At 49.3% G+C, this 23,711-nt stretch carries 21 protein-coding genes and 1 pseudogene; 9 read left to right on the top strand and 13 right to left on the bottom strand.

Annotated features, from left to right (window positions below):
• The first annotated feature begins 413 nt into the window (after window positions 1-413).
• From DHN43_RS16175 to DHN43_RS16155, 5 genes are all read left to right on the top strand, one after another.
• A complete protein-coding gene (locus tag DHN43_RS16175; protein WP_108819480.1) occupies window positions 414-662 on the top strand; it encodes a helix-turn-helix domain-containing protein in 249 nt (82 codons plus the stop codon).
• Window positions 659-1,339, top strand: a complete 681-nt coding sequence (locus tag DHN43_RS16170) for a helix-turn-helix domain-containing protein (RefSeq protein WP_159096890.1) — start codon at window positions 659-661, stop codon at window positions 1,337-1,339. Before DHN43_RS16175 ends, DHN43_RS16170 begins: the two co-directional genes overlap by 4 nt.
• On the top strand, window positions 1,266-1,685 hold the full coding sequence (locus DHN43_RS16165) for a hypothetical protein (protein WP_159096888.1): 420 nt from the start codon (window positions 1,266-1,268) through the stop codon (window positions 1,683-1,685). The genes DHN43_RS16170 and DHN43_RS16165 overlap by 74 nt, the downstream gene beginning before the upstream one ends.
• Window positions 1,686-1,693: 8 nt before the next feature.
• On the top strand, window positions 1,694-2,074 hold the full coding sequence (locus DHN43_RS16160) for a DUF6362 family protein (protein ID WP_108819285.1): 381 nt from the start codon (window positions 1,694-1,696) through the stop codon (window positions 2,072-2,074).
• Between the two features lie 363 nt (window positions 2,075-2,437).
• Window positions 2,438-2,704 (top strand): hypothetical protein, encoded by a 267-nt coding sequence (locus DHN43_RS16155; RefSeq protein ID WP_208981971.1) that lies wholly within the window; start codon window positions 2,438-2,440, stop codon window positions 2,702-2,704.
• Window positions 2,705-2,790: 86 nt separating this feature from the next.
• On the opposite strand, the gene DHN43_RS16150 is transcribed toward DHN43_RS16155, so the two are convergent.
• The 9 genes from DHN43_RS16150 to DHN43_RS16115 form a co-directional block, all read right to left on the bottom strand.
• Window positions 2,791-3,732, bottom strand: a complete 942-nt coding sequence (locus tag DHN43_RS16150; RefSeq protein WP_159096886.1) for a hypothetical protein — start codon at window positions 3,730-3,732, stop codon at window positions 2,791-2,793.
• Between the two features lie 262 nt (window positions 3,733-3,994).
• Window positions 3,995-4,216, bottom strand: a complete 222-nt coding sequence (locus DHN43_RS16145; RefSeq protein WP_108819283.1) for a hypothetical protein — start codon at window positions 4,214-4,216, stop codon at window positions 3,995-3,997.
• 98 nt (window positions 4,217-4,314) lie between these two features.
• A complete protein-coding gene (locus DHN43_RS16140; protein ID WP_063317698.1) occupies window positions 4,315-4,518 on the bottom strand; it encodes a hypothetical protein in 204 nt (67 codons plus the stop codon).
• Window positions 4,519-5,378: 860 nt separating this feature from the next.
• A complete protein-coding gene (locus DHN43_RS27065) occupies window positions 5,379-5,519 on the bottom strand; it encodes a hypothetical protein (RefSeq protein ID WP_159096884.1) in 141 nt (46 codons plus the stop codon).
• 489 nt (window positions 5,520-6,008) lie between these two features.
• On the bottom strand, window positions 6,009-7,319 hold the full coding sequence (locus tag DHN43_RS16135) for a vWA domain-containing protein (protein WP_108819282.1): 1,311 nt from the start codon (window positions 7,317-7,319) through the stop codon (window positions 6,009-6,011).
• Between the two features lie 2 nt (window positions 7,320-7,321).
• Window positions 7,322-8,440 carry an ATP-binding protein gene (locus tag DHN43_RS16130; RefSeq protein ID WP_108819281.1) on the bottom strand — a complete coding sequence of 373 codons (1,119 nt, stop codon included), beginning with the start codon at window positions 8,438-8,440 and terminating at the stop codon, window positions 7,322-7,324.
• A complete protein-coding gene (locus DHN43_RS16125) occupies window positions 8,441-10,450 on the bottom strand; it encodes a hypothetical protein (RefSeq protein ID WP_108819280.1) in 2,010 nt (669 codons plus the stop codon).
• 820 nt (window positions 10,451-11,270) lie between these two features.
• Window positions 11,271-11,990 carry a LuxR family transcriptional regulator gene (locus tag DHN43_RS16120; protein WP_108819279.1) on the bottom strand — a complete coding sequence of 240 codons (720 nt, stop codon included), beginning with the start codon at window positions 11,988-11,990 and terminating at the stop codon, window positions 11,271-11,273.
• 808 nt (window positions 11,991-12,798) lie between these two features.
• Window positions 12,799-13,668: a LysR substrate-binding domain-containing protein gene (locus tag DHN43_RS16115; RefSeq protein WP_108819278.1), complete on the bottom strand. Its 870-nt coding sequence runs from the start codon at window positions 13,666-13,668 to the stop codon at window positions 12,799-12,801.
• Window positions 13,669-13,760: 92 nt separating this feature from the next.
• Here DHN43_RS16115 and DHN43_RS16110 point away from each other — a divergent pair, with 92 nt between their 5' ends.
• Window positions 13,761-14,987 (top strand): MFS transporter, encoded by a 1,227-nt coding sequence (locus DHN43_RS16110; protein ID WP_108819479.1) that lies wholly within the window; start codon window positions 13,761-13,763, stop codon window positions 14,985-14,987.
• Window positions 14,988-15,768: 781 nt separating this feature from the next.
• On the opposite strand, the gene DHN43_RS16105 is transcribed toward DHN43_RS16110, so the two are convergent.
• On the bottom strand, window positions 15,769-16,671 hold the full coding sequence (locus DHN43_RS16105) for a LysR family transcriptional regulator (protein ID WP_108819277.1): 903 nt from the start codon (window positions 16,669-16,671) through the stop codon (window positions 15,769-15,771).
• A gap of 107 nt (window positions 16,672-16,778) precedes the next feature.
• Between DHN43_RS16105 and DHN43_RS16100 the strand changes: the two genes are divergently transcribed.
• The 3 genes from DHN43_RS16100 (at window position 16,779) to DHN43_RS16090 (ending at window position 21,499) form a co-directional block, all read left to right on the top strand.
• Window positions 16,779-17,729: a haloalkane dehalogenase gene (locus tag DHN43_RS16100; protein ID WP_108819276.1), complete on the top strand. Its 951-nt coding sequence runs from the start codon at window positions 16,779-16,781 to the stop codon at window positions 17,727-17,729.
• 150 nt (window positions 17,730-17,879) lie between these two features.
• The gene (locus tag DHN43_RS16095) at window positions 17,880-18,896 is read left to right on the top strand and encodes an NADP-dependent oxidoreductase (RefSeq protein WP_108819275.1); all 1,017 of its coding nucleotides are present in this window, start codon (window positions 17,880-17,882) and stop codon (window positions 18,894-18,896) included.
• 584 nt (window positions 18,897-19,480) lie between these two features.
• Complete coding sequence (locus tag DHN43_RS16090) at window positions 19,481-21,499, top strand: tetratricopeptide repeat protein (protein WP_108819274.1); 2,019 nt, start codon at window positions 19,481-19,483, stop codon at window positions 21,497-21,499.
• 191 nt (window positions 21,500-21,690) lie between these two features.
• On the opposite strand, the gene DHN43_RS16085 is transcribed toward DHN43_RS16090, so the two are convergent.
• The 3 genes and pseudogenes from DHN43_RS16085 to DHN43_RS16075 all read right to left on the bottom strand — a co-directional run.
• Window positions 21,691-22,851, bottom strand: coding sequence for an IS30 family transposase (locus DHN43_RS16085; RefSeq protein ID WP_108819273.1), 1,161 nt, complete (start codon window positions 22,849-22,851; stop codon window positions 21,691-21,693).
• Between the two features lie 244 nt (window positions 22,852-23,095).
• Window positions 23,096-23,293, bottom strand: a complete 198-nt coding sequence (locus DHN43_RS16080) for a hypothetical protein (protein ID WP_108819272.1) — start codon at window positions 23,291-23,293, stop codon at window positions 23,096-23,098.
• 68 nt (window positions 23,294-23,361) lie between these two features.
• Window positions 23,362-23,682: pseudogene (locus tag DHN43_RS16075) on the bottom strand (transposase); the annotation flags it as partial.
• Window positions 23,683-23,711: the final 29 nt, after the last annotated feature.

Genomic DNA, 23,711 nt, shown 5'->3' with positions numbered 1-23,711 from the left:
GCATGTAGTTCGCATTCAGCCTGCTGTTTAGGTCAGGCTATTTCCAGCAAAACTTAAGACCTTTACCGGCTAACAACAGGCCAATCTCTCAATTGTGTTGTTTCAACAAAGTTGATTTGACCAATGCGTCAACCTTTTGAAATACTGGAAGGTTTGGCAGCACCCGAAACTCTAAAACTACCCATTGATATCTATAGGATATTCCAAACCCTCATGATTTAAACGAGAAGAGTTTTGTGCCTCTTTTCACATGTTGAGCTGCATTATTCAGAAACCTGCTTCGCCTCAATAGGCAATGCCCAGGCGTTTGAACGCCTATGAACGCCCATCAACGCCTACGCGCCTATTGGCCTTCCATGCTTAGCTTTTCCGCAAACTGTTTGAACCCGAGCGGTTCTGCTTTGGAGGAGCACATGGAAGACAACGTCCCTACCCTGGAACTTGAACAAACAGAACCTAAGGCCATCCTCGATGGTTGGATGACCCGCGCTGAGCTGGCCAAAGAGCTTGGCGTTTGTGTCGACACGCTGGGCCGTTGGCAGACCATGCGCATTGGTCCGCCGTGTGTGCGTACTGGGCGCCGGGTGTTTTATCGCCGCACCTCTGTCATTGAATGGCTCAAGCAAAAGGAAATCCGAGAGAACAGGATTTCAAACCTATGAGCGTTCAAGCCATCACCTGGGCCTACGGGCGGAGCGACATCACCGATCCAATCGAGAAGTTTATACTCATCACCATCGCCAACTTTGCAGATGAGTACGGTCTGTGCTGGCCCTCGCAAGCCACGCTACAGGAGGCCTGCTGCTGCTCGGAGCGCAAGCTGCGCAATTGCCTGAATGATCTGGAAGCGCTGGGTCTGATCACCCGCTACCAACGTCGCCGTGCCAATGGCTCTCGCAGGTCCGACATTTTCGTCCTTACTGGCTTTGACGGGCGCAGGGCCATTCCCGATCAAAATGACCATCCTGCGCTAGAAAATCTGGAGGTGACCAAACCGAGAACACACAAGCGGCATGGTGTGCCGGAAGGCCCTGCCAACAACCGGCACGTGGTGCCGCACCAACCGGCACGTGGTGCCCCCTTGAACCGTCATTTAGAACCATCAAAAGAACCTTTTCCCCCTTACCCCCAAAACCCGACCTGTGAGCAACATCGGGCAAAACCTCAAAGACCAGCCAAGGAGAAATCCCATGAGCAATCTGTTCGATCCCATGAACCCTCCAAACGCAAAAAATCCATTTCCCATGTTTGGCAGAGAGCCTGGGATGAGGCTGTTACAGCAGCTGATAGTCTCCCGGCCAGAACGACGACCAACACCAAGAACGGCTCAAGAGATTGAGGAACTGGAGCAACTGCTCAGCACACTCACACAGGCCAACGCACCTGGTGGGTCAAAACCAGTGAGCCTGGCTGTTGGTCAGCTTCTCAACCACTATCCGCAAAAACGGCTCTCACCAGAGGCCATCACACAGCTGATTGAAGATTGGATCCAGGATCTGGGCAGCTATCCAACCGATGTGATCTTCGCTACCTGTCAGGCCTGGCGGCGCAGTTCCAAAACGATCGCTCCCACACCTGGCCAACTGATTGCCCTTACTGAGCTCATCATGGCAGCGCGGGACTTCCACATCCGTGTGCTGCACAGCGTATTGGAAGCGCAAGTCACCTCAAAAGCATCCACCTAGAGGATCGTATGGCGCTCACCACCACCCAGATCGTCGACCGGCTTGAACTTGCGGCCAGCACATTACGACGGCTTCCAAATCCGCCAAGATCTACACCACGGCGGGATGGCAACATCTGGCCGCAAGTCATCCATGATGTTCATGAGGCGTATGGCTACAACAAAACCCAAATCCGGGCGGTGCCCAGCGCCAAAGACATTCAGCACATGGAAGAAGCCATCGATTGGCTACGATACATCTCTGAGCCTGATGACCGGAAAATACTCTGGATGCGGGCAGAAGGTTTCCGCTGGCGACCCATCTGCATTCAAGTCGGGCTGACCCGTTCTACCGCTCATCGCCGTGCTGTGGCGGCAGTTCTCACCATACAACGCGCTATAAACAGGTGAAGGTGAAGTCACCGGCACTTCTACCCTCTACATTCATGACCGGCTAATGCTATGGGTTTGTGGAGGAATTCGGTTTCCTTGCATTGACACCTTGCGCCAATCATCGCATGGTCATCTTGAGGCGTCGAAACCTCTCACAAGTAGCGGTCACCGCTGCCGTTATTTCGGCGGTCAATTTGTGTTTGGAGTTAGCCCTCCTTACGCAAACTCTCGCTTATGGGCGGGAGGGCGGTGAATACAATACCCCTTCGCGGGGGAATAAACCCGCCTGACTCTACCAGGTTGTGAACCTCCCGCTCACCAGTGGGTTGTCACAAGCCTTCTGCTGAGTGGTTCATTTAACACCCCAGTAGAGAGGGCTTTATGATGACTGAAACTGGTAAAAAGAGTAGTGCCCATACGTCCCTTCGCAATGAAGTGGATCAGCTTCGACTATCGACCAACCACCTCAAAAATCTAGTTTATTCCATGAGCGTGGTGATGAGCGAGCGCATGGAGCATACCCAGGAATATGAAGCGTTGCTGACGCTGTTTGATACTGTGCGCAATCACATAGAAAATGCGCAGGCAAGTAGCGAGAGGATCTCCGAACTGCTTGATCCTTGCGCACTGGAAGTCTCAAAAGACTAAAAAATATGGAATACCGAGAGGTCCTGCCTCTCATGGAATATTCTGGCTTGGGAGGCGCAGTGCCTCTCAAGCTTTTAGACGTATATCTATACCTCCCAAGGAGTAATGATATCACCATCTGTAATGCCTATATTATACTGAATGGCTTCCCAGGGAGAAAATACACCATAGCTACCTTTCTTTAGATCTAAAGGAGGGTTATCAGGATCTGTGATCCCGGCATTAATGCCAAGAAATGCGACTTTCTTGTTTGACCGGCTTGAACTAAGCGGTACGAAAACCGGCGCTCCACTATCACCTGGAGTTGTCGAGTAAGAAGTGATCACTTGGTTGGTAAGCGTGCCACCATCCGAAAATCTCACAGTCGCGTCTTTCCCCAAAACTACTCCTTCCTTTACATCTTCAATATTTGACCCTGCCATAAATACGTTTTGACCGATCTCGTATTTTTCGGAAGACCATACTTCATCAATTGCAAAGAAGTTTGGGTTGTCAATTGTCCCACCTTTTCTCCAAATGATACCTTGGCTGAAAAGTTCTTTACCCGCTTCATTGGCAAGAACCCATGCAGCATCGCACGAGCCATTCATGTAGTCTGATATGAACGCTACTGTTCCGATCTCATCAGGAGAGCCAGTCTGATAAATGGCCTGATCGACTTCCTTTGCAACATGTCCGGAAACAAGAAAACCAAAATCTTCAATAATTGTACAAGGTGCAGTAATCGTTCCAATACCTCGGTCAGCACCTTCCATTTGTAGAGCACCTTGAACCGGACGAACCTGAAGTTGATTATTGTGGCTCATCCTCTGAGGCGAAACTGCCTCCAACCGTATTGGTGTTTTCCCAATCAAACATTGAACCCTAGCAATAAGCTCTTCATGTTTCATCTTACGCTTCAAATCCAAGCCAATAACCAGCTCTTGCACCCCGGTATCTACAAAACACATTGAGACCGGTAGCTCAGCTTCTGATTTGGTTCTAATAAAGTCACTCATTATTCTTTGTGCAAGTTCAAGCCTTTGCATTATCATCTCTATTTCCTTGGTGTTTACACTGACATCCAAGAGACGAGCACAAGCTCATAATGTGAGGAGTGCAGCCCACACCCAATGACTCGTGGTGAAAAAATGATGAACTTCTGCGCTCACAATAACTAAACCCATAGACCGGGAAGGGGTGTACTGGCCTCCTTTACCACAAACGAATCTTCTGGCTAATCCAATCTTGCCAACCAGCAAACCCCGCGCTGAGGCGGGGTTATAATCCATGCACTGACAACCAGTTGGTTCAAATCAGACCAAGCTCTCGAAGTGTGGTCGCTGCGTCGAGGAGCTGGTCGGTGTTCACTTCTACTGTTAGGGTCATGCTGTCTGCATTTACTCGGGCCTTAACAGCGGCCTTGTCGTCTAGCTCGGAGGCGATTGGGTCGCACGCCTCATAAGACCTGTGTTCGTCAAACCCCGCTCTGGGTAGCTGCTGTACTACAATCCTGATTGTACTGGTTCTCATAAGCCCTTCCTCCGTTAGGGACAGGCACTTTGCCCATCTTTCACGATCCCTACCCCGCACTTGTGGCGGGGCTAGTCTTCTTCCCAGTCTTGTGTGGTTTAGGCTTCGATTTCTGCTGCCAGCTTTTCGCGCACGGCTGACAGCATGTCCAGGTAGGCACCGCCCTTGTGCAGGATAATCTTGCCGGCCCAGATTTCCTCAGTGAGCTTGTCACCGAAGACCTCGCGCATTTCCTCGTTTGTGTAGCGTAGGATTTCCGTCCCCCATTGGGGGTGTTCGGTGTAGATGTAGTTCACGTGCATGGCGCTTGCTCCTCTTGTCGCTTGTGTCTCCTACACATGGCCTACTCGCGCCTATCCCGGTACCGCACAAAGCCATACCCATACGCACAATCAAGGGCTTATAGGTGTCATACCGCTAATCTCGTGTGTATCTTGGTGCATGCTGAATGTGGCCGGTGCATGCTTAAAAACAAGAGGCGCCTTGCTTGCCGGTGTCGTCCAGTCCCGCCTGCTTTCGTCTCGTAACCGCGTTGGGCTGGGTTCAGCTGCCTTGCCCCGCACTCCCCAACAAATGACCCTGCACTTCTGGCGCGACAGAAACAGGCTGGTTCGGGCAGGTTATCGCTATGCTCGGCAACGCTGCGGCCTCCTCCTCCAGCCGCAGTCAAGCCGTGCAATATCCTCGGCACAATCCCATACCATGCATCCGCGACCCCGGCTTTTGGGTCCTTCCAAGCCGCAATCGTATGCGGTGGGGCTTTGCGCCCCAGATCGCCAGTTACAGAGGAAAATTTTGGGTTCGCACTTTGGGTTCGCGGTTCGCACCTAAAGGCCATGGAAGTACCGCAATGCGATATTATCTCTCTAACTTATTGAATAATAGTCTTTATGAAATTACGTCAGAAGTCAGGAAAACCAATTCAAAGTGCGAACCTTTGGATTTTGGGTGCGCACTCTGGGTTCGCAGTTCGCACACAGCAGCACAGATACGCTGCAACGCAACAATGCCATTTAACTCATTGAAAGATAAATACTTCAATCATAATACTTTACTCCGAAAGCTCACTCTGGGAGTGCGAACCTTAAGGTTTGGGTGCGCGGCCTAAGTGCGCACTTCAGGTGCGCAGGTTCGCAAGCCCGGTTCTCTTTCAAATCCAATCCTAACTGTTTTCCAAAGTAGCACTGTCATCCAACTCAATATTTGTGTTTGCAATCGCGGCCACGTTGCGGTCATGGGTTATCAGCAACACACCTGACCATTTGCGGACATTGACGCTCATATGGATTGTAAGCCTTCTCAACTTGCTCTCAACCGCTAGTCGATTTCGCTTCGGAGCCTTCTGATAACACCTTGCCGGTTGCGACACAGATACTCAGGGGCACCAGTGCAGACAAAGCCGACCTTCGCTGCAACTGCGAAAACATCGGTAAACAGCAGTTCATAACCGACACAGAGGCTCAAAACCCGACATTCGCGTGTTTCACTCATAGGTTGCTGTAGGCTGCTGGGAGATGCTTCTGAGTACCTTAGCGAGTAGATCGGTTGATCCGCACATGAGGCTGGTTCGTAGCAATCTCACCTGCCATTCGTGTTAGTTCGAAGCTTACAAAGCTAAAACACGTCCAAAAAATTAGGACGATCTGCAGTAACGTCGCTACTCGTAAAATCCCCATTTATTGAAGTCACGAAACGCGTTTCGGGCGGTTGCGAACTATGTTGTGTTGCTGAAAGATCGAACTACCAAGAAGCGCATTGAAAACAGTGGAGAGGAGATATCTTTGTTGCCACTTTATCGAGACAAATAAATTACGCGTCCAAATGGTACAGTTTCAGTATTACCGTGACAACATGCCCAAACCACCGGAGTGCGTCCCGGTTTAGGACCAAACTGACCGACTAGGTCAGTTAGAACCACAATGATCGAAGGATCATGTTTGAGAGCTTCTTCTATCGGCTCTTTAAAGGATGTGCCACCTCCAGAATGGAAATCTAGGCCATTCAACTCTTCAAGCAAATTGTGTTTTGTAAGCTCATGGATCAGTTGGATACCATGGTCAAAGATGATCAGAATAATTTCAGCGCCGGTACGACGAGAAATACCCTCAATTTCACTGGCAAATCGTGCCAGTATTGATTGCGAGATTGAGCCTGAAACATCTACGCAAACAGTGACCTTTCCGCGTTTGGCGAGGGCTTTACGTCTACCTGGCTCGAAAGCTGGTGACCAATGGCCGGTCTTTTGGGCTTCTGCGTCTAATGCAAGCCATCTCCTTGTGGGTGCCTCAAAGCGATATTGAGGCATGTAAGTTACCATCTTTGTTACCATGCGACGCAAGATCACTTCCCATGGCGTAAAGGATTTCGGAATATCGCCTAACCTAGTGCTGATCGAACCAAGACCTCTGCCTGCACTTGCCCCCGATCTAAGAGCACGATCAAGTCTTTGCTGCCATTCGGCGGAGGACAACTCATCTTCAGCGCTAAGTTTGCCATCAGCTGAAACATCCGGAGCTAGTCTGGATGAGAGTACATTGAGAGCGAGTGCCTGCTTTCCTCCTTTTTCAGAAATATCAAAAAGCTGGACATAGAGGCTTTCAACATCCAGCGTGGCTAGGGCCGCATCTGCTCTCTGATTAGAATGGAGAACATCCTTCAGAATAGCATTCAATGATACATGTGGCTGTGGTAATCGATAACCGGCTTGTGTCAGACTCTCATTAATGAGGGCATCTGCAGCAATGTTGAAGATCTGGCGGGAATACTGAGTACCAAAGCGCGATAAGAGTTTGCGTGCTCGTGGTATATGCTGAAAAGCGATATGCAAGATCTCATGGGCGCACACTGCCATTTGTTCTTCGAGATTCCATCTCTCGAATTGGGAGCCATAATAGATCACCCTGCCATCTGTATAGGCTGGCGCTATTTCGTACCTGACTGACGCGATAGATGCTTCTCCTTGAGCATCTCGCATTACAATGAGGGTTTCTTCAGCAGTGGCATCCCGGTGCAAGCACCAAAGAGACAGGGAGCCGAAGGTAGGATCAAACTCGATAAGCTTCTGAAGCGCAGCAGTCGCGCGCTGGGAGTGGTAAGTTGACATTGTCACGCCAACCCTTGTGCTTCACGTTTTTTTTGATGATCATGATAAGCAGGATTTGAGAGAATATGGTCGGCCAGCCCCTTCTGTAGACTAGTCTCAATGATCATTTCAAATCCAGCTGTTGCTATCTCCCGCAAAGGAATTTTTTTCAGCTCAACAGATTTCGGGTTCAGTATTTGCAGTTCACCAATGTCTAGAGTGCACTCGATCACTGCGTCGATGTTTTTGTCGTTCAAGTAGCCCACCAATCCAAATATCAGCGCATTAAGTCCGTGTAAGGTGTTGGGATAAAGAGGTGCTCGGGATTTACGGGGAGCCTCAACAAGCGCTTCAATAGTGACGCTGGCTTCGATGTCATCAGCGGCGCGAAGAAACTCGCTCGCCACGGCAGTTCCCACGGCACCAGCTACCATGACCATACGGTTCTGCCGATCGGCAACATGGGTCATAATATGACTGACACGTTCCCAAGATCGCGGTGTAGCGGCTATCATATGCTCTGCTTGCATAGAGGCAGAAAGGGTCTCTAGTAAGTCGGGACGGGATTTAATAAAGGCGGGGACTGCCGGGTGAAGTCCGCTTTTAAGTGCGAAGCTCTTCAACCAGTCCTCGGGTTCAGCCTGTACTATCATATGAATCAGACGATCTGAAATTGCAGAGCCCATTTCATAGGCAATGGCACCATCATCAACAGTGTTGCCAGCGGCAATTATCAAAGTTTGATCTGGGATAACATGCACACCAACGCGGCGTTCCTGCAAGAGACCATACACTGTGGGTTGGAGCAAGGGGGACGCAGCTGTGATTTCGTCCAGAAACAACACCGCAGGGGTCTCACAGCGTGGAAGATCTTCGGGGCGGTACCACTGGGTGGTGCGGCTTTGGTGATCATAATAGGGTAAACCGCGCAAATCAGCCGTGTCGATCTGGGTCAAACGCACATCGTAAAGTTTACCGCCAACATAGCAGGCGAGCGCTTCCGCAACCTGTGTTTTTCCTACGCCGGGGGGGCCATGCATCATCCAGGAAAAAGCTTTGCCTGTATTTAGCTGCATATCCCAAGCAGATTTCAGTACCTCAAGTGCACGACCTGCGCTTACGGTCATCGCGTTGATTGCCATCTAGGAGACACTCCTTAGTACTTGTTCTTCTGGACACCCCGGATAGATCTTTGACAGGGCAATCCATTCTTTCTCAAGGATAGCAAGTACTTCATCAACCTGACTTGGCTTCAGAGGGAAGGCACGTCGGATACCAGCCTCAAGCCACGCTTTTTCCCGAGGTGGCAAATCGCTTTTTCCATTGAAGTAGGAAGGCCGCAAGTAGGATTGTCGGCCATTTGGCGTGGTTAGTATGGATAAACCGGCTCCGCTTCTTTTGACGCCATAAAAGCGTAGCGAATGACTATTCTCAACAACGGAGAATGCCACGAAATCGTAGCCGCCAGACTTTTCCACTCGCGTGACACGTATCTGTATGGCCTCATCTCCACAACCTTCAACATCGAGATAGAGAATACTCTCATCCCCTTTAAGAAACGGATTCTCAGCTCCAGCTGGTAATTCGAAGTATGTACGAAAGGCAGCTTCAAGCAGATCCCGACGCTCGACACCAAGCATGTTGTTCGGCATCAAGAGTAGAGCCTTAGGACTATTGTATAACAGCATACGCGATACATGCTTTGGTGTCAGAGGTAGGCTGTTGTCTGCACCCATGTATGGGATCATCGCTCGTCTGCGGCGCTTGGCACTTCGACTACTAACCGTTTGTGCCATAAACAATCTGGCATTACCTTTGATTTCAGCTTGTTCGAAGAATTTCAGGCCCTCTGTGTTGAAATCTCCAAATACCGCACCGTCAGCAATTTGGCTGGGCAAGTCGATAGCGGCTTGTTTTTCCGCTGCTATCTTTACTTTTTTTGCTGCGAAGTTCTCAGTCTTTTTCTTTAGCGAGCTATAGCCTTTATCGATGAGCGTTCCGACCATGTTTTGATGTCTTAAGGGCACCCCCAGTCCTTCTAGGACCGGATGTTTAGGATCAAAGGGCCCAACAAACATCTCCTCCAGCCAGATAGGCCAGTCAGGATCGAGTGCAATAACTCTTTCCAGAAGTGCTCTGAAGGCTGTATGCATGCTTTCGAGGGATACAAAGCGGTCTTTGTTAGTAAAGCCTCCAGAGAGACCCTGGGAACTATTCGAGTTGTTCCCTCCCAAAAAAACAAACTTGTTAAGTTTCGACGACCAATCGATCTCAAAATTGAGATTTGCTTCGTGAATACGAGATCTCAAGACGAAATAGTGGCCCCCGCACCTAACTGATGCGTAATCGCCATTTTCGAAATACACGCCGCCGCGCCAATCACTACCATCGGAGCGAGCTGCATATGCTGTTGCGTTAGCCGCAGGATATCCCGAACACACGGTATGTCCGTAGGTCTTGTATCTTCGTGTCTTTTCAAAGGCGTTAAATGCCGCATGGTAATCGCTCGTTTTTGTTCCACTCAAAAGGTTGAGCTTCTCATGACCACTGAAGCTTGAAATTTCCTTTAAGTGTTCTTGGGTTACTGGTCCAAGTTTCTTGGGATCATCGTATAGACTATGGAAGTCTTCAAATGCTTTGCGATCTTGTTCTCCTTCTTTAACACCAAGAATGTCCCATCGTCCCATTGCCGTAGAGGGCGCTGCTAGGACAAGTCTCGGAGAGGCGAAAAAATAGATTGAAAAGCGATCAATTCGATGCCCATTCGCAGCGTTATGCGCCCAACGGTGTCTAATCCGCGTCAGGCTATTATCAAGTCGGTTCTTTAGCTCAGAAAGAAAGTTTTGCGCGGGCAGATGGTTTGACAATAGGCGGCCGATTACATTAACTGCCTCGCACTGCAGACCGAAATCGGTTTCAAGTGCGTATCCCAAGCGATCGATTCCAAAACTACTTTGCAATTCACATGAACCGCCACCACGAAAGACAATGCGGACGCCTACGCCGCACCAATGTTCCTCTAGGTGCTGGACATAGGCCTTGATATGCGTTTCACCGTCCCGATCTCGCACAGAAAGGCCAATTTCAAACTCATCAATTGTTTCGACGATATTTTTTTTTCCAATATATGAAGCTGAAAAAATGACCTTCACTCCTATGTTCCTAAACTACCCGACGAAGTTAAGTTAAAATCCTCGCATACAAACGAACTATGAAAAGCAGTTCAATGTAAGATTGTATTGTTGTATGAAGGTTGAATAAATTATGATGACTCTATGTATGAAGTTTCAATCAACTTTTAAATTACACTAGAAAATTCCAGAGATAGCGTTAATAAGTCATGGCTCCGCTAACCGTAAAGGCACTCTGCAAGACATTGACTTTTCTCATTGTAGATTAATACAAGTTTGTTCCCCATCGAAGCCTTATGGACAGATCGGTTGATTTGAGTAAGGGAGTGTTTTGGCCCATGATCACGACGACAGGAGTGAAAATTAGGCCGAACGGCAGGCTACCTGAATGGCTGTTTAGAGAATTGCAGGCACTTCATGAAGATAGCTAAAGACGCTTCTGGGTGAGTTAGCTCAACCACTGCTTGAAACGCCCGAATGTCCGCTGTTGGCCCATGATGCTGGCAACAGCCTCTCACTTACCTCAGTTCACGCAGTGCAGTGAATGGAAGTAAAGTCTGGTGGGCTCAACTAATCGTTGCAACACATTCGGCAAACTTCTCAGCTGCAAGGGGGACGTTGATCTGGAGACAAAACTCGACCAGCGGGAGCTACTTTACAACCTTCATCGGCCACTTACGAAGCACTCAAAGAAAAGCTTACAGTCAACGCCTTAATCGCCTCGTGAGTAGCTGCACCTTACAGATCGGTTGAATTGGGACAATCGGGATGCCGTAAAAGTGCAAACAGCAGGAAGCGCGGTGCGAACCCTGCCGAGAGCATAAGTAAGTGTCGTTTAGACTTATTGAATAAGGCCGAACCGAAAACCCTCAGCTACCGCGTGCGTTCTGTTCGAAGCATGCAACTTTCTGGCAGCCGAAGCCAGATACCAGTCCGCAGTATGCTGAGAGATGTTTAGGATCTGACTGATCTCCCAACTTGTCTTGCCTGCAGCCGCCCACTTCAGACACTCAAGTTCACGAGGAGTAATGCGATGACGAGGACGACTGATGTTTGAACCAGCTAGTTCTCGCACTTTATTATTCGCATAAATACCAACCAGATGAAGAACACTGATTTCGCGTTCATTCAGTCTAACTTCTGGTCCACCAAAAGTCAGCATGCCTTGATAGTTCTGCAGGCCACGCACTGGCACACACACTCCGTCATACATTCCGTAATCGCGCGCTTCTGACAGAACTTGCTGTGCAGCTGCAGAAAGATTGCTATCACGAGCAACGCTGGACCAAAGGAATGGACGATTAGCAGTACGCGCTTTCGCGACAATCGGATCGTTTTGTACGTAATCACGGTCGAGATAACGTTGTTGCCATTCAGGCTGCCAACCACTCAACATAATAGCCCCATCAAAGGATGCGTTAGCTTCGGGGATCGCAGCAAGGCAAAAACTTGTAAAGCCAAAAGACTGACCAAGTTCAGCAAGACACTTAGAAACAAGATCAGGTGTCTCTTCATTATTAACAGATTCAATAAATTCTAGTGCAACAGTCAATGAGTTCATTTTATACGCCCCTACATATAATGCCTCCAACAATCTTACCTTACGAAATATTCACCTGATTTATAAGGTGAAGCTATTACCCATCATCTAAAAGAGGCTAACTATTTTCATAACAATAAATAAATGTATTCAATATTACTTCGTTACCAATAGAAATATGCCCATAGATATTAGTATTGTTAAATTGCACTATATTTTATTCGAATAGGTCTCATTTAAAAATTTCAGTTTTCAAATTATAAATAGATTTTTATTGGAAAAATACATTGAAAAGAGCGCGTTAACATTTGGTTAGTGTTTTCTTACTGATACGGTTCCGCATTTAATCCAATGAAAACATTATACTTTTTTACACATGGTCGAGATCAGATTTCGTGCTTCTATTTGCCCTAGATAGATGCAAAAACCTCAACGATATATCTGAGGGGGACAACGGGGACAACTCCATTCCAGAGCCGCTTTGGGCTCAAAATGCCCCTTATCTTATCGGGCGCTTCACATAATCATATGCTGAGAAGAGCTCTTCAGAAAGAGACCGTAGTCTCATCTGCAAAGCCTTGCGCAACCCTTGATAGATGTACTAACCTGCATTTATAATCCGTTCGGCTTGCAAACATCCTCATTTTGAACCCGAATTAAATGACTTTATCTGAGGGCTCAAACCCATATTATTTGCGAATGAGCCCACATTGTTTGCAACCAGCCTGCAATCATAAGTCCGAACCCACATTAATTGCGAACGGTAGCAGAGCGGGCAAATCGGACCTTCGCCGCGGCTGCGCCAATGGCAGCTTCACATGGTAAGCGATTAACCTAGCTCCTGTTTCAGCCAATTTACGAGCGCTGACACAGATGGTCTTTCAAAAGTTTCCTCGAGTGCGACGGCGTAGTAGGCAAAGGCTGTTGGCCAAGCGCTATCCAAGGCGCGAACCAATCGGCCCGTCGCCAATGCCTCCTTCACATAAATATCGTTTAGCAAGGCGAGGCCCTGACCTTCAACAGCCGCTTTCACGGTTAGAAAATCGTTGCCGTATGTCGTGCCATAGGTAGCCCCTTTCGCATCGACTCCATGGGCTTTAAACCATTTCAACCAGTCTTTTCCCGTCGCCTCAGGAAGTAATTTGTACCGGAGGCAGTCGTTAGGGGTATCGAGAGGACCGTGCTTGCCAAGTAGTGCAGGACTGGCAACCAGAATTAATTCTGGCGAACAAAGCCATTCAGAACGCACGCCCGCATATCGGCCCAGCCCATGGCGGATTGCCAGATCGACTGGCTCCGTCTTGAGATCAACCAGACGATCCTCTAACTCAACGGATACTTTGATTGTGGAATAGGCATCTGCAAATCGCCCAAGGGAACTGACGAGGTGGGAATGCGCAAACGTCGCAGATGAGCTGATCCGCACAATATTTTTCCAGCTTGTGAAGTGCTTTTCATTCGCATTTTCGATCTGGGAAAATGCGGCACTGACATCCGACTGGAGGGCAAGCCCGGCTTCGGTCAGCGCGATGCCGTTCTTACTGCGGGTAAAGAGCCGCAAGCCGTAGCGCTCTTCAACCGCGCGTATTCTTTGACTTATTGCGCCGGGGGTGACGCTGAGTTCATGCGCTGCATCTTGCATTGCGCCCGTCCGCGCGACGACGTGAAAAGTGTAGAGATCCTGAATGCGAATAGCCATAAATAACTTTAGCTCAGCTAAAGTGAATTAGCCAGTTTCTCGTTATGCATTTCTCTGTGCTCATGGCATTTCAGCAGAACAAGGAGGCGTTCATGTCCACGACCAACATTACACCATCGCGCCAAAACTGGACCGTCGTTCTCTTCGGCTTCCTGGCACTTTCACTGGCATTTTCAAGCCGCGCCGCCCTTGGGCTAATCATGCCGGTTTGGCAAACAGAATTTAGCTGGAGCAGCAGCTACATCTCCGGTGTGGGTGCGGCGGCACTCGTAACTATGGCTATCGTTGCCCCCTTTGCCGGACGTCTTGTGGATCGTCGCGGATCACAATTCACACTCAACCTTGGCATGGGCTTGCTGGGTATTGGCTGCGCAATGGTCGCCATGATGAATGGAAAGCTGATGTTTGTTATCGGGTTTGCCGGTTTCAGCGCCATGGGTTTTGGCATCGTTGCCACCCATGTTGTAGCAACCGCTGTCACCCGCAATTTCTCTGAAAACCAAGGGTTAGCTACAGGGATCGGGACGTCCGGCGCGACGGGCGGGCAGTTTCTGATCGTGCCACTGATCGCCGCCTTGCTGGCCTTCGCAAGCTGGCGTTGGAGTTTTGGTGTCCTGTCACTCAGCAGTCTTGCCCTGATCCCTTGTATCCGAATGAGTATGCGCGCGGACACCCCACAACATGGAGAGAACGAGTCGGGCGAAAAAACCTCAACTCTTCGCCAGGACCTTGCGGTAATTATGCGCCAACCCGCGTTTCACCTGCTGTTCTGGAGCTTTTTGATTTGTGGTTTCACCACGACGGGCGTGATCGAAACCCACCTGCTGCCGTTTGCATCGTTCTGCGGGTTTCCGCCAATCCCAAGTGCTACGGCATATGGTGTGCTGTCTCTGGTCAACCTTGTCGGGATGATCGCAGCCGGTTGGCTCACGGATCAGGTCAATCGTTCGATGCTTCTGGCGGCTATTTACCTCCTTCGTGCGCTGACATTTATCCTACTCAGCGGTCTTCCTGGCATGTCTATCGAAATGCTGTTCTTGTTCGCTATTTTGTTCGGGGCAGTGGATTATTCGACTGTGCCTGTGACCGCCAGCTTGGTGGCAAGCCATGTCGGGATCAAAATGATGGGCTTGGCTATGGGCCTGATATCAGCCGGACATGCTATTGGTGGAGCATTGGGGGCGTTCATCGGAGGTTACGTTTTTACCGCAACGGCAAGCTACAACCTGGTTTGGATCGGTTCGATCTGGTTGGCTGTTGGGGCAGCATTGTTAGCCTTCTTGTTAAGAGAGAGACCGTCAACAAAGGTCACTGCGTAACGAATAGCTGCCGTTGATCGAGAGCGCGGCATCTGACCAAATGGGCTCCGAGCTGTCTTTGGACCGTATAGCAAACGGTGGTTTGGCAGATGGTCAGGAAACTCGAAAATTCGCACTGATTTCATTGAACAATATTGTCTGCTTACCCTGTTTAGAAATCATCGTATAGATTGTGCTGAAGAAAACGTGTTTCTGGATGATTTCCAATCCGGACCAGTTAAGGTAGTCCGCTTAATTAGGTTATCTATGAGGTATAAATCACTGATCATAAATTCTGTTTTCGTTGTTCGCAATTAATGTGGGTTCGAGCTCATGATTGCAGGCTGGTTGCAAACAGCGTGAGCTCATTCGCAAATAATCTGGGTTTGAGCTCTCAGATAGACGCATTTAATTCGGGCTCAAAATCGCGATGTTTGCAGGTCGAGCGGATTATAAATGCAGGTCGGGACAGATAGAAGTCGTCGAACGGCAGCTCCTGGCCCTCGACGCTAGCAACGGCCTCTCACTGGCCGGATTTTTCGCAGTGCATTGAACGTCAGCAAAGTCCGCATCTTACCAGTTCAAAATCACCAAACTTGGGTGAATGAGATTCAATGTTCCCTTGTTGTTGTTCGTAACGCCTAAATGTGCACGCTCGGTCCAGTTGGGCCTGTATCATAAAGTGATACGCCGCATCCAAGGTCGGGTTTGAGACCTGTTACCCGAAGCTGCACTTTGGCCATCGTACAGGCCGGTCATTGGCAAAGATTTGATTGCCGTTTTCAGGTTCGTAGCGCTTGGTCTACTTCTGATAAAGTGCGCCTTGCATCTTGGGCTTCAGTTCACCAAGGCCATCCGCCAAAAAATCCACGAACCTGCGAACCCGAACCGTTCGTCGCAATTCTGAGTGCAGCAAGATGAATAAGGTGCGATCAAATTCAATCTCGGTATTTGGCACTTGGCGCAAATCGGGGAAAATATGTTCAAAAACAACAGGCAGAAATGACATTCCACATCCCTGCCTTAGAAGGCTAATGTGCATATATGTTTCGCTTGAGGAGTAGCGAATATCGGCGGCAGGAAATTGAGATTGCTTCAGCCACGCCGGATTTTCACGTGATTTCGTCCAACCAACCCAACTCAATCCGGCACCCTCGGGTCCGGCAGTGGGTAAAACCTCATCAATATACTGTTGATTGGCGTAGATCCCGATTGCCATGGGGTAAAGTTTGCGCGCGGTGACGTCATCGGTTACCTCATATGCCGCTCGAAGAGAGACATCCGTTTCCGCTTGATTGATATCCTCTTGCGCGTTGGTCAATCGCAGTTCCACATCGATGCCTGGATAGGCCTGATGAAACCGCGCCAGTATCGGCGCGACGACATCAAGGGCCATAGCAGGCGGCAGAGAAAATTTAATCGTTCCAGTTTCGGTTCTATCCAAGCCTTCGACCCGGCGACGCGCTCCAAGAAATACCTGCTCGGCTTCTTCCGCCATTGGCAAAAGAGCCTCTCCCGCTTCGGTTAACTCAAAACCGCGGCGAGAACGGGTAAAAAGCTGAACGCCATAGCTGGCTTCCAATACCTTGATGTTGCGGTTCACCGTAACATGATTGGCGTTCAGCATCTCAGCCCCAGCGCGCAGGCTTCCCTTGCGCGCCACAGCCAGAAAAAAAGGCATCATTTCCCAGTCGATGGACCGCATTTCGCATCCCCTATGTTTCATCAGGCAAACACCGTGTTCGAAATTATGCAATTTATAAAGAGGTAATTGAAACATAGATATTGCTCAACAGAAAACTGGAGATATCTATGAAACGCAGAACCTTACTAAAATTTGCCGCCTTGGTTACAGCCGCATCCGTAATGCCGCTGCCCGCATTCGCGGACACTCATCAAGCGCAGGACAAAAGTTATATGACAGTGCTGGGCCAGAAGATCGCTTATGTTGATGAGGGCGAAGGGCGCCCCGTTGTCTTTTTGCACGGCAACCCTGCCTCTTCTTATCTTTGGCGCAACATCATCCCGCACCTGTCAGCCACACACCGCGTGATTGCACCTGATCTGATCGGAATGGGCGATAGCGACAAGCCAGTACTTGAAAATACCTATGCCGACAGCGCGGAATATATGTTCACCTTTCTTGACGCTCTGGATTTGAAGGATGCCGTGTTGGTGATCCATGATTGGGGGTCAGGTCTGGGCTGGCACTATGCGCGCACGCGTCCCGAACGTGTGTCCGCAATTGCCTTTATGGAGGCGATGACACCGGGCTTTATTCCCTACGAAAGCTACGAGTCACTGGGCGATTTCGCGGAATTCGTACACAATGTGAACACGCCCGGTGTTGGCGAAGAAATGATCATGAACCAGAACATTTTACTGGATCAATTTATGCGATACGGCAGCCCGAATGGACCGCTCTCGGATGAAGTTATGGCAGAGTATAACCGCTATTACCCAACAGCCGAGAGCCGGAAAATATTGTTGGACTGGCCACGCGAAATTCCAATCGCTGGCGAACCGGCAGATGTCTATGAGGTGGCGACGGCAAATAACGCGTGGTTGCTGGCCAGTGATCTGCCGAAATTGATGTTCCACGTCGATCCAGGCGCGATACTTCCGATGGCCCAAGCCGAGTATTTGCAGAAGAACCTGAATAACCTTGAGACGGTGTTTCTTGGCCAAGGGGGGCATTTCGTTCAAGAGGACTATCCCGATGAAATCGGCAAGGCTCTGGCCGAGTGGTTGATGCGGTTCTGACAGGTAACCGTCACAATGCGCCAAGGAAAGAACCGCTAGTTCGACGTGATCACCAGCGGACCCTTGGCGCAATCACAGACTCAATTGAAAATTCAGTTGATTGAAACCAATCCCCTTGGGGATCGAGATAAATAATGTTCGGAGAGACACATGACAAAATCAATGACAGCAGCAGTAATTAAGCAATGGGGCGGTGCAGCAATGTTCGAAATCGCGCAACTCCCCATTCCAGACCTTGAAGCCGACGACGTGCTGATCAAAGTGGCCTACGCGGGGGTCAATCCGGCAGATTGGAAAATGCGAGAAGGACACCTCGCCTCGGCGATGCCAAACGCCAAGTTCCCTTTGGTTCTCGGGGTGGACGCTTCGGGTGTCGTGGTGGCGACAGGCAAAAACGTCACCGAGTTCTCTGAGGGCGATAGAGTTGCTTCCGCAACCAATATGTTTTCTGCGGGGAAACCTGGGTCCTATGCAGAGTACCTTGTGGTCGATAAGTGCCGGGTTGCGCTGATCCCTGCAGATATGACCTTGGAATCTGCATCGACCATTCCGACTGCAGGTGTGACGGCCTGGCAGGCACTGTTCGGGGCTGAAAAAGGTGCGCTCAGGAAGGGTGAGAGCAAGAAGATACTCATCAATGGTGCTTCCGGTGGTGTGGGCAGTTTTGCCGTTCAATTGGCAAAATGGGCTGGCGCAGAGGTAGCCACCACCTGCAGTGGCGCCAATTTGGACTATGTTAAGTCCCTGGGAGCCGATTTCCCGATTGACTACAAAACTCAAAGTATTAGCGACGAAATTTCCAAATGGGCTCCAAATGGCTTGAATTTGATCGTCGACACCATAAGCGCCGACTCGCTTGCTGATCCTGTGGCCTTGTTAAAGCGAGGCGGTCGGCTCGTTAATATCGCAACATTGACGGATGACGGAGATGTCGAAGCTCAAATCGCTGAAGCGAAAGAACGCGGTGTCGAGAAAATTTTGGCTTTTGTCGACGATGCGAGTTTCGGCGCGGAAATTCGGGAAATCGTTAATTTGGTTGAGGCTGGCGAGTTGAGCCTTCCTCATACCGAGTTTTTCGAATTGGGCGATGTGGTTCGTGCGCATGAAAAGCTGGAGACAGGACATGTGAAGGGTAAACTGGCGCTGTGGGTATCAGGTGATCAATAAAATCTTCCAACCGGCGGATCCTTGTTAGCCGAGGCTCCGCCCCTAGTTCTAAAAAGTAGAAAACATCCAAAAATGTGTGAAAATTGGAGGCCGTACTGTTCGGGGCGTTCGGTCTCTAAAACGCTTATTGGAAAGTATGATGCGAACGTTAGCTATCTGTCCCGCTTCACAGTCACTTACGAACCCAAAATGCTGCGCCATCGACCAATGTCAACTTTCGGGAGGCGAGTAAGTAGATTTTGAAGTGGGCTGAATGTCAGCAAAGGGGCCGTTTGAGTAGTTACAGATCGTTTACAGAAGCTACTGAAGAAGCTTCTTGGTGGAACTGGTTCAACCCTTGCTAAAAACGCCCCAACGGCGGCTAGTGGCCCTCGTTGCTGGCAACAAGCTCTCGCTTACCTCATTTCACACAGTCAGCGAATGGCAGCAAAGTCCACCAATTTCTCGTCAGTATGATACTATATTCTTTAGTATGAATCATTATTACTGAGTATGAGACTTTATTACTCTCCAACAGTTGTGAGCATTAAATATCTCTACTAATCAATGTTCTGTATATTCCATATTAGATTTAGAAGAAAAGTATGTCATCGCTGTTTACCAAAATAAGCTTATGGGCCTTTGTTATGGCCACGTCATTTTCGGAGATTCTTCCTGCTTATAGTGAAGATTTTCAATCTATTACTCAAAGCGCAGAAAAAGGTGATGCCGCAGCGCAGTATAAACTTGGGGTCGCCTATGATGAAGGAGACAACGTAGCACAGAGTTACACTGAGGCGGAGAAATGGTTCAGGGCCGCAGTTGAGCAAGGTGACAGCGACGCGCAATATAATCTCGGGTACATCCATGAAAACGGAATGGGCGTACCACAAAATCTTGTAGAAGCTCTAAAATGGTACAAGCTCGCCGCTAAACTGGGCAATGCCGATGCGCAAAATAGTCTAGGCGCTATGTATTTCACCGGGCAAGGCGTGCCACAGAGTTATGTGGAGGCTCTAAAGTGGTTTAAGGTCGCCGCTGAGCAAGGTCATGTCACAGCCCAAAATAATCTTGGAGACATGCACAAAAATGCGCAAGGCGTACAGCAGGATTTTGCTGAGGCTCTGAAATGGTACAAACTGGCTGTTGAGCAAGGTGATCCCATTGCGCAATATAATCTCGGGTTTATGTACGTCATTGGTGCAGGTGTACCACGCAATTATGCGGAAGCGGCAAAATGGTACAAACTTGCCGCTGAGCAGGGCTACGCCTTTGCACAGTACAATCTCGGAGTCAGTTACACCAGTGGCCAAGGGGTCGCTCAGAGTTATGCAAAGGCAGCTGAATGGTACAAACTCGCCGCTGAGCAAGGGCAATGGCAAGCACAAAATTATCTTGGAGATTTGTATAAGAATGGCCGAGGCGTCACTCAAAGCTATGAGGCGGCGGCAAAATGGTACAAGCTGGCTGCTGAACGGGGTCACACCTCAGCGCGATATAATCTTGGATATATGTATGCCATTGGGCAAGGTGTAGTGCAAAACTATGAAGAGGCAGCAAAATGGTACAAGCACGCTGCTATGCTGGGCCATTCTCAGGCACAAAATAATCTCGGAGAGCTGTACGCCAATGGACAAGGCGTTGCTCAAAATTATGAAGAGGCGATCGAATGGTATCAGTCCGCCGCCGAACAAGGCCATACAAGGGCGCAATATAATTACGGTGGTATGTATGCGAAGGGCTACGGCGTCGCTCAAAGCTATATACCAGCATATGTCTGGTATTCTATTGCAGCCGCAAATGGGTTTGTGAAGGCGGAAAAAGCGAGAGATCTGGCCGCAAGGAAGCTCAACCGGAAAGATTTAGCGCAAGCCCAACAAGATGAAGTCATTGTCAAACAAAAGCTCAGTGGTGAATACTTTCAATCTATAGTTCGAGCCGCTGGAAAAGGCGACGCTGAAGCTCAATATAAACTTGGCCGTGCGCACGGTGATGGAGATGGCATACCAAAGGATTATACGGAGGCTGTAAAATGGTACGGGCTCGCTGCCAAGCAGGGCCATGCTGCCGCTCAAACCTATCTGGGCGCTATGTACGACAATGGCCAAGGCGTAGAACTGAATAATGCAGAGGCAGTAAAGTGGTACAGGCTCGCCGCTCGGCAGGACCATGCCGCAGCTCAGAGTTATCTCGGGTACATGCACCTCAAAGGAGAAGGCGTACCAAGAGACTATGTGGAGGCTGCGAAGTTGATCACGCTCGCCGCTGAGCAGGGCGTTGCCAAGGCACAACATAATCTCGGTGTCATGCTCTCCCGAGGAATGGGTGCACCACAAGATGATGCTGAAGCGGTAAAATGGTACAAACTTGCTTCTGAGCAAGGTTATGCCAGAGCACAATTTTCTCTCGGAGACAGTTACGAAAAAGGTGTAGGTATCGATAGAAACTATTCACAAGCATATATCTGGTATTCTATGGTAGCTCACAAGAGAGGGTTTGAGTTAGCGGCACGTGCTCGAGATAGGGTCTTGAAGAAGCTCACACTACAAGAATTGTCTGAAGCCCAACAAAAACAATCCGCTCTTTATGAGAAGTTAAAAGAAAACAGCGATTGGACGCCATAGAAACTATATCGCAAACTGACTTCGAACGGATAATCCCCACGATATTTGATCGCGTTCAAAAGTAGAGATAGTATTGCGTTCTTTTGAGGGCGGATTTTAAAGAAATTTCGTTTCAGAGATCACGCAACACTTATCTAAACTGTACTCAGCCCTTGATTGAACGGCCTGAATGGCAGCGACGGGTGGTGGATTCAACTGGTCGCGGCAACACACTGTGATAACTTCTCAGCTGGAGTTTGATATTGCAAGGTCTTGCGTGGTCGTTCGTTGAGTTGTCTTGCGATTGCATCAAGTTCAGGCTGCGTGTGTACAGATAAGTCAGTGCCTCGGGGCAAATACTGCCGCAGCAAGCGGTTCGTGTTTTCGTTTGATCCGCGTTGCCACGGTGAATGTGGGTCGCAGAAGTATACAGCAACATCCGTTACTAATGTCAGGCTTAGATGATCTGCCATCTCCTTGCMTCGATCCCAAGTCAAGGATTTGTAAAGCTCTTTTGGCAATTTGTGGGTGTGTTTGATCAACCCGGAGATAACACTGCTCGTGTCTTTGTTGGCAACCTTGATCAACATGACATAGCGTGTTTGCCGCTCAACAAGAGTGGCGATATAGCTATTCTTGGATCCTCCGATCAGATCACCTTCCCAATGCCCCGGTATTGCACGGTCTTCGACGCAAGCGGGCCTTTTGCTGATCGAAACGGCATCCTTAATTTGGCCTAGACTATTTCGTTTGAGGCTTGCGTGTCTGGATCGGCGTATCGTGCGTTTAGCACGCAGGTGGTCCAGCAGTTCTTTCTTCAATACGCCGCGAGCCTGTATGTAAAGGCTTCGATATATCGTCTCGTGGGACACCTGCTTGGTTACGTCTCCTGGAAAGCTACGTTTGAGCCAGCCGGCAATCTGTTCTGGAGACCACTTGCTGCACAGTTTCTCCGATACTGCGTGGCTCAATGAAGGATGACAAGCAAGTTTGCATGTCTTGGGCCGTAGAGCGCGGTCCCAGGCAGCCTGATCAGCCGCTGCTGCGCGATAAGTAACCCGACCTCCGTTGCGCTGTACCTCGCGACTGATCGTAGACGGAGTGCGGCTCAACTGGCGGGCTATAGATCGTAAAGATGCGTTGATGCTGAGACCACGCGATATCTCTTCACGCTCTTTCAAACTCAGCGCCAGCTTACCACGATGCCGATCGGCAGGGCGGAGGCCTCCGGTCGGGGAAATGACAGAAAACACCGAGGAGGACTGCCGGTCAAACACACGACCAATCGAACTCATCGACTCTCCCCGCTGCCATCGATCCCAAATCTGTGCTCGTTGTGCGGCAGAATAGTAAATACGGCGGCGATACGTCATGTCGAACACTCCATCTTTATTCAAAAATTAAAGTGTTGCATCCACCTGTTGAGACCTCTGCCCAAACTTCTAGACATTCCTGGCACGTACCAGCTGACCAACAACGAACGTTCAACCTAAATCTAGTTGCCAGCAGCCAGTGCGGGACTTCAACTATAGGTCGATTTTGGTGTCCGTCATCATATGAAGTTAGACAACATTGACTTTTGAATAGTGGAGCATTTGGCCAGTTTGTGTGTTGATGTTAATCGGCTTTTGCGTAGTAGTGTAAGCGTCGGTTTTGCAGTGTTTTCTGTTTGAGGGTTTTCCTTCGTTCCAGGATCTGTTTGTTGCACTCGAAGTAAGCATCTGCCGGTGTGACGTTGCAAAGCCTCTCGTAGTAGCGATGATTGTTGTAGTACTCGACGAACTTAGCGATCTGGGCTTCGAGATCCTCTGACATGTAGTAGAGAGGTGGCTCGGTTTGTTTGAACAGTTCTGTGCTGTTTTATAAGTGGACCCGGCCTGCTTTCATGCAGCGATATTCAGTTGAGGGTGGTGGTTGAAATAGACCTGATCCGGTGTCTTGCGGTCAAGCGATGAATGAGGGCGCTTGGAATTGTAGAAATCCAGATATCTCCTGATACCGTTTCTTGCCTCTGGGACATTGCCATAAGCATGCAGATAGACCTCTTCGTATTTGATGGATCGCCACAGTCGCTCAACAAAGACATTGTCCCGCCAAGCGCCCTTGCCATCCATTGAGATGGCAACATCAGCATCTTTAAGCATTTTTATGAATGTCAGCGACGTAAATTGGCTTCCCTGATCGGTATTGAAGATTTCCGGTTTACGTTACCTGTCCATACCTTCTTCAACCG

The sequence above is a fragment of the Pseudovibrio sp. Alg231-02 genome (assembly GCF_900143565.1).
GTDB lineage: Bacteria > Pseudomonadota > Alphaproteobacteria > Rhizobiales > Stappiaceae > Pseudovibrio.
The sequence above is the reverse complement of the archived record's forward strand: the minus strand, read 5'-3'. Positions and strand labels throughout refer to the sequence as shown.

What these genes read in the sequence shown, in the direction of transcription:
- DHN43_RS16105 (WP_108819277.1), bottom strand. Translation starts at nt 16,671, where the DNA reads ATGCGGTCCATCGACTGGGAAATGATGCCTTTTTTTCTGGCTGTGGCG.
- DHN43_RS16140 (WP_063317698.1), bottom strand. Translation starts at nt 4,518, where the DNA reads ATGCACGTGAACTACATCTACACCGAACACCCCCAATGGGGGACGGAA.
- DHN43_RS16135 (WP_108819282.1), bottom strand. Translation starts at nt 7,319, where the DNA reads ATGTCAACTTACCACTCCCAGCGCGCGACTGCTGCGCTTCAGAAGCTT.
- DHN43_RS16095 (WP_108819275.1), top strand. Translation starts at nt 17,880, where the DNA reads ATGACAAAATCAATGACAGCAGCAGTAATTAAGCAATGGGGCGGTGCA.
- DHN43_RS16110 (WP_108819479.1), top strand. Translation starts at nt 13,761, where the DNA reads ATGTCCACGACCAACATTACACCATCGCGCCAAAACTGGACCGTCGTT.
- DHN43_RS16115 (WP_108819278.1), bottom strand. Translation starts at nt 13,668, where the DNA reads ATGGCTATTCGCATTCAGGATCTCTACACTTTTCACGTCGTCGCGCGG.
- DHN43_RS16130 (WP_108819281.1), bottom strand. Translation starts at nt 8,440, where the DNA reads ATGGCAATCAACGCGATGACCGTAAGCGCAGGTCGTGCACTTGAGGTA.
- DHN43_RS16175 (WP_108819480.1), top strand. Translation starts at nt 414, where the DNA reads ATGGAAGACAACGTCCCTACCCTGGAACTTGAACAAACAGAACCTAAG.
- DHN43_RS16120 (WP_108819279.1), bottom strand. Translation starts at nt 11,990, where the DNA reads ATGAACTCATTGACTGTTGCACTAGAATTTATTGAATCTGTTAATAAT.
- DHN43_RS16160 (WP_108819285.1), top strand. Translation starts at nt 1,694, where the DNA reads ATGGCGCTCACCACCACCCAGATCGTCGACCGGCTTGAACTTGCGGCC.
- DHN43_RS16165 (WP_159096888.1), top strand. Translation starts at nt 1,266, where the DNA reads ATGAGGCTGTTACAGCAGCTGATAGTCTCCCGGCCAGAACGACGACCA.
- DHN43_RS16100 (WP_108819276.1), top strand. Translation starts at nt 16,779, where the DNA reads ATGAAACGCAGAACCTTACTAAAATTTGCCGCCTTGGTTACAGCCGCA.
- DHN43_RS16090 (WP_108819274.1), top strand. Translation starts at nt 19,481, where the DNA reads ATGTCATCGCTGTTTACCAAAATAAGCTTATGGGCCTTTGTTATGGCC.
- DHN43_RS16150 (WP_159096886.1), bottom strand. Translation starts at nt 3,732, where the DNA reads ATGCAAAGGCTTGAACTTGCACAAAGAATAATGAGTGACTTTATTAGA.
- DHN43_RS16170 (WP_159096890.1), top strand. Translation starts at nt 659, where the DNA reads ATGAGCGTTCAAGCCATCACCTGGGCCTACGGGCGGAGCGACATCACC.
- DHN43_RS16145 (WP_108819283.1), bottom strand. Translation starts at nt 4,216, where the DNA reads ATGAGAACCAGTACAATCAGGATTGTAGTACAGCAGCTACCCAGAGCG.
- DHN43_RS16080 (WP_108819272.1), bottom strand. Translation starts at nt 23,293, where the DNA reads ATGTCAGAGGATCTCGAAGCCCAGATCGCTAAGTTCGTCGAGTACTAC.
- DHN43_RS16155 (WP_208981971.1), top strand. Translation starts at nt 2,438, where the DNA reads ATGATGACTGAAACTGGTAAAAAGAGTAGTGCCCATACGTCCCTTCGC.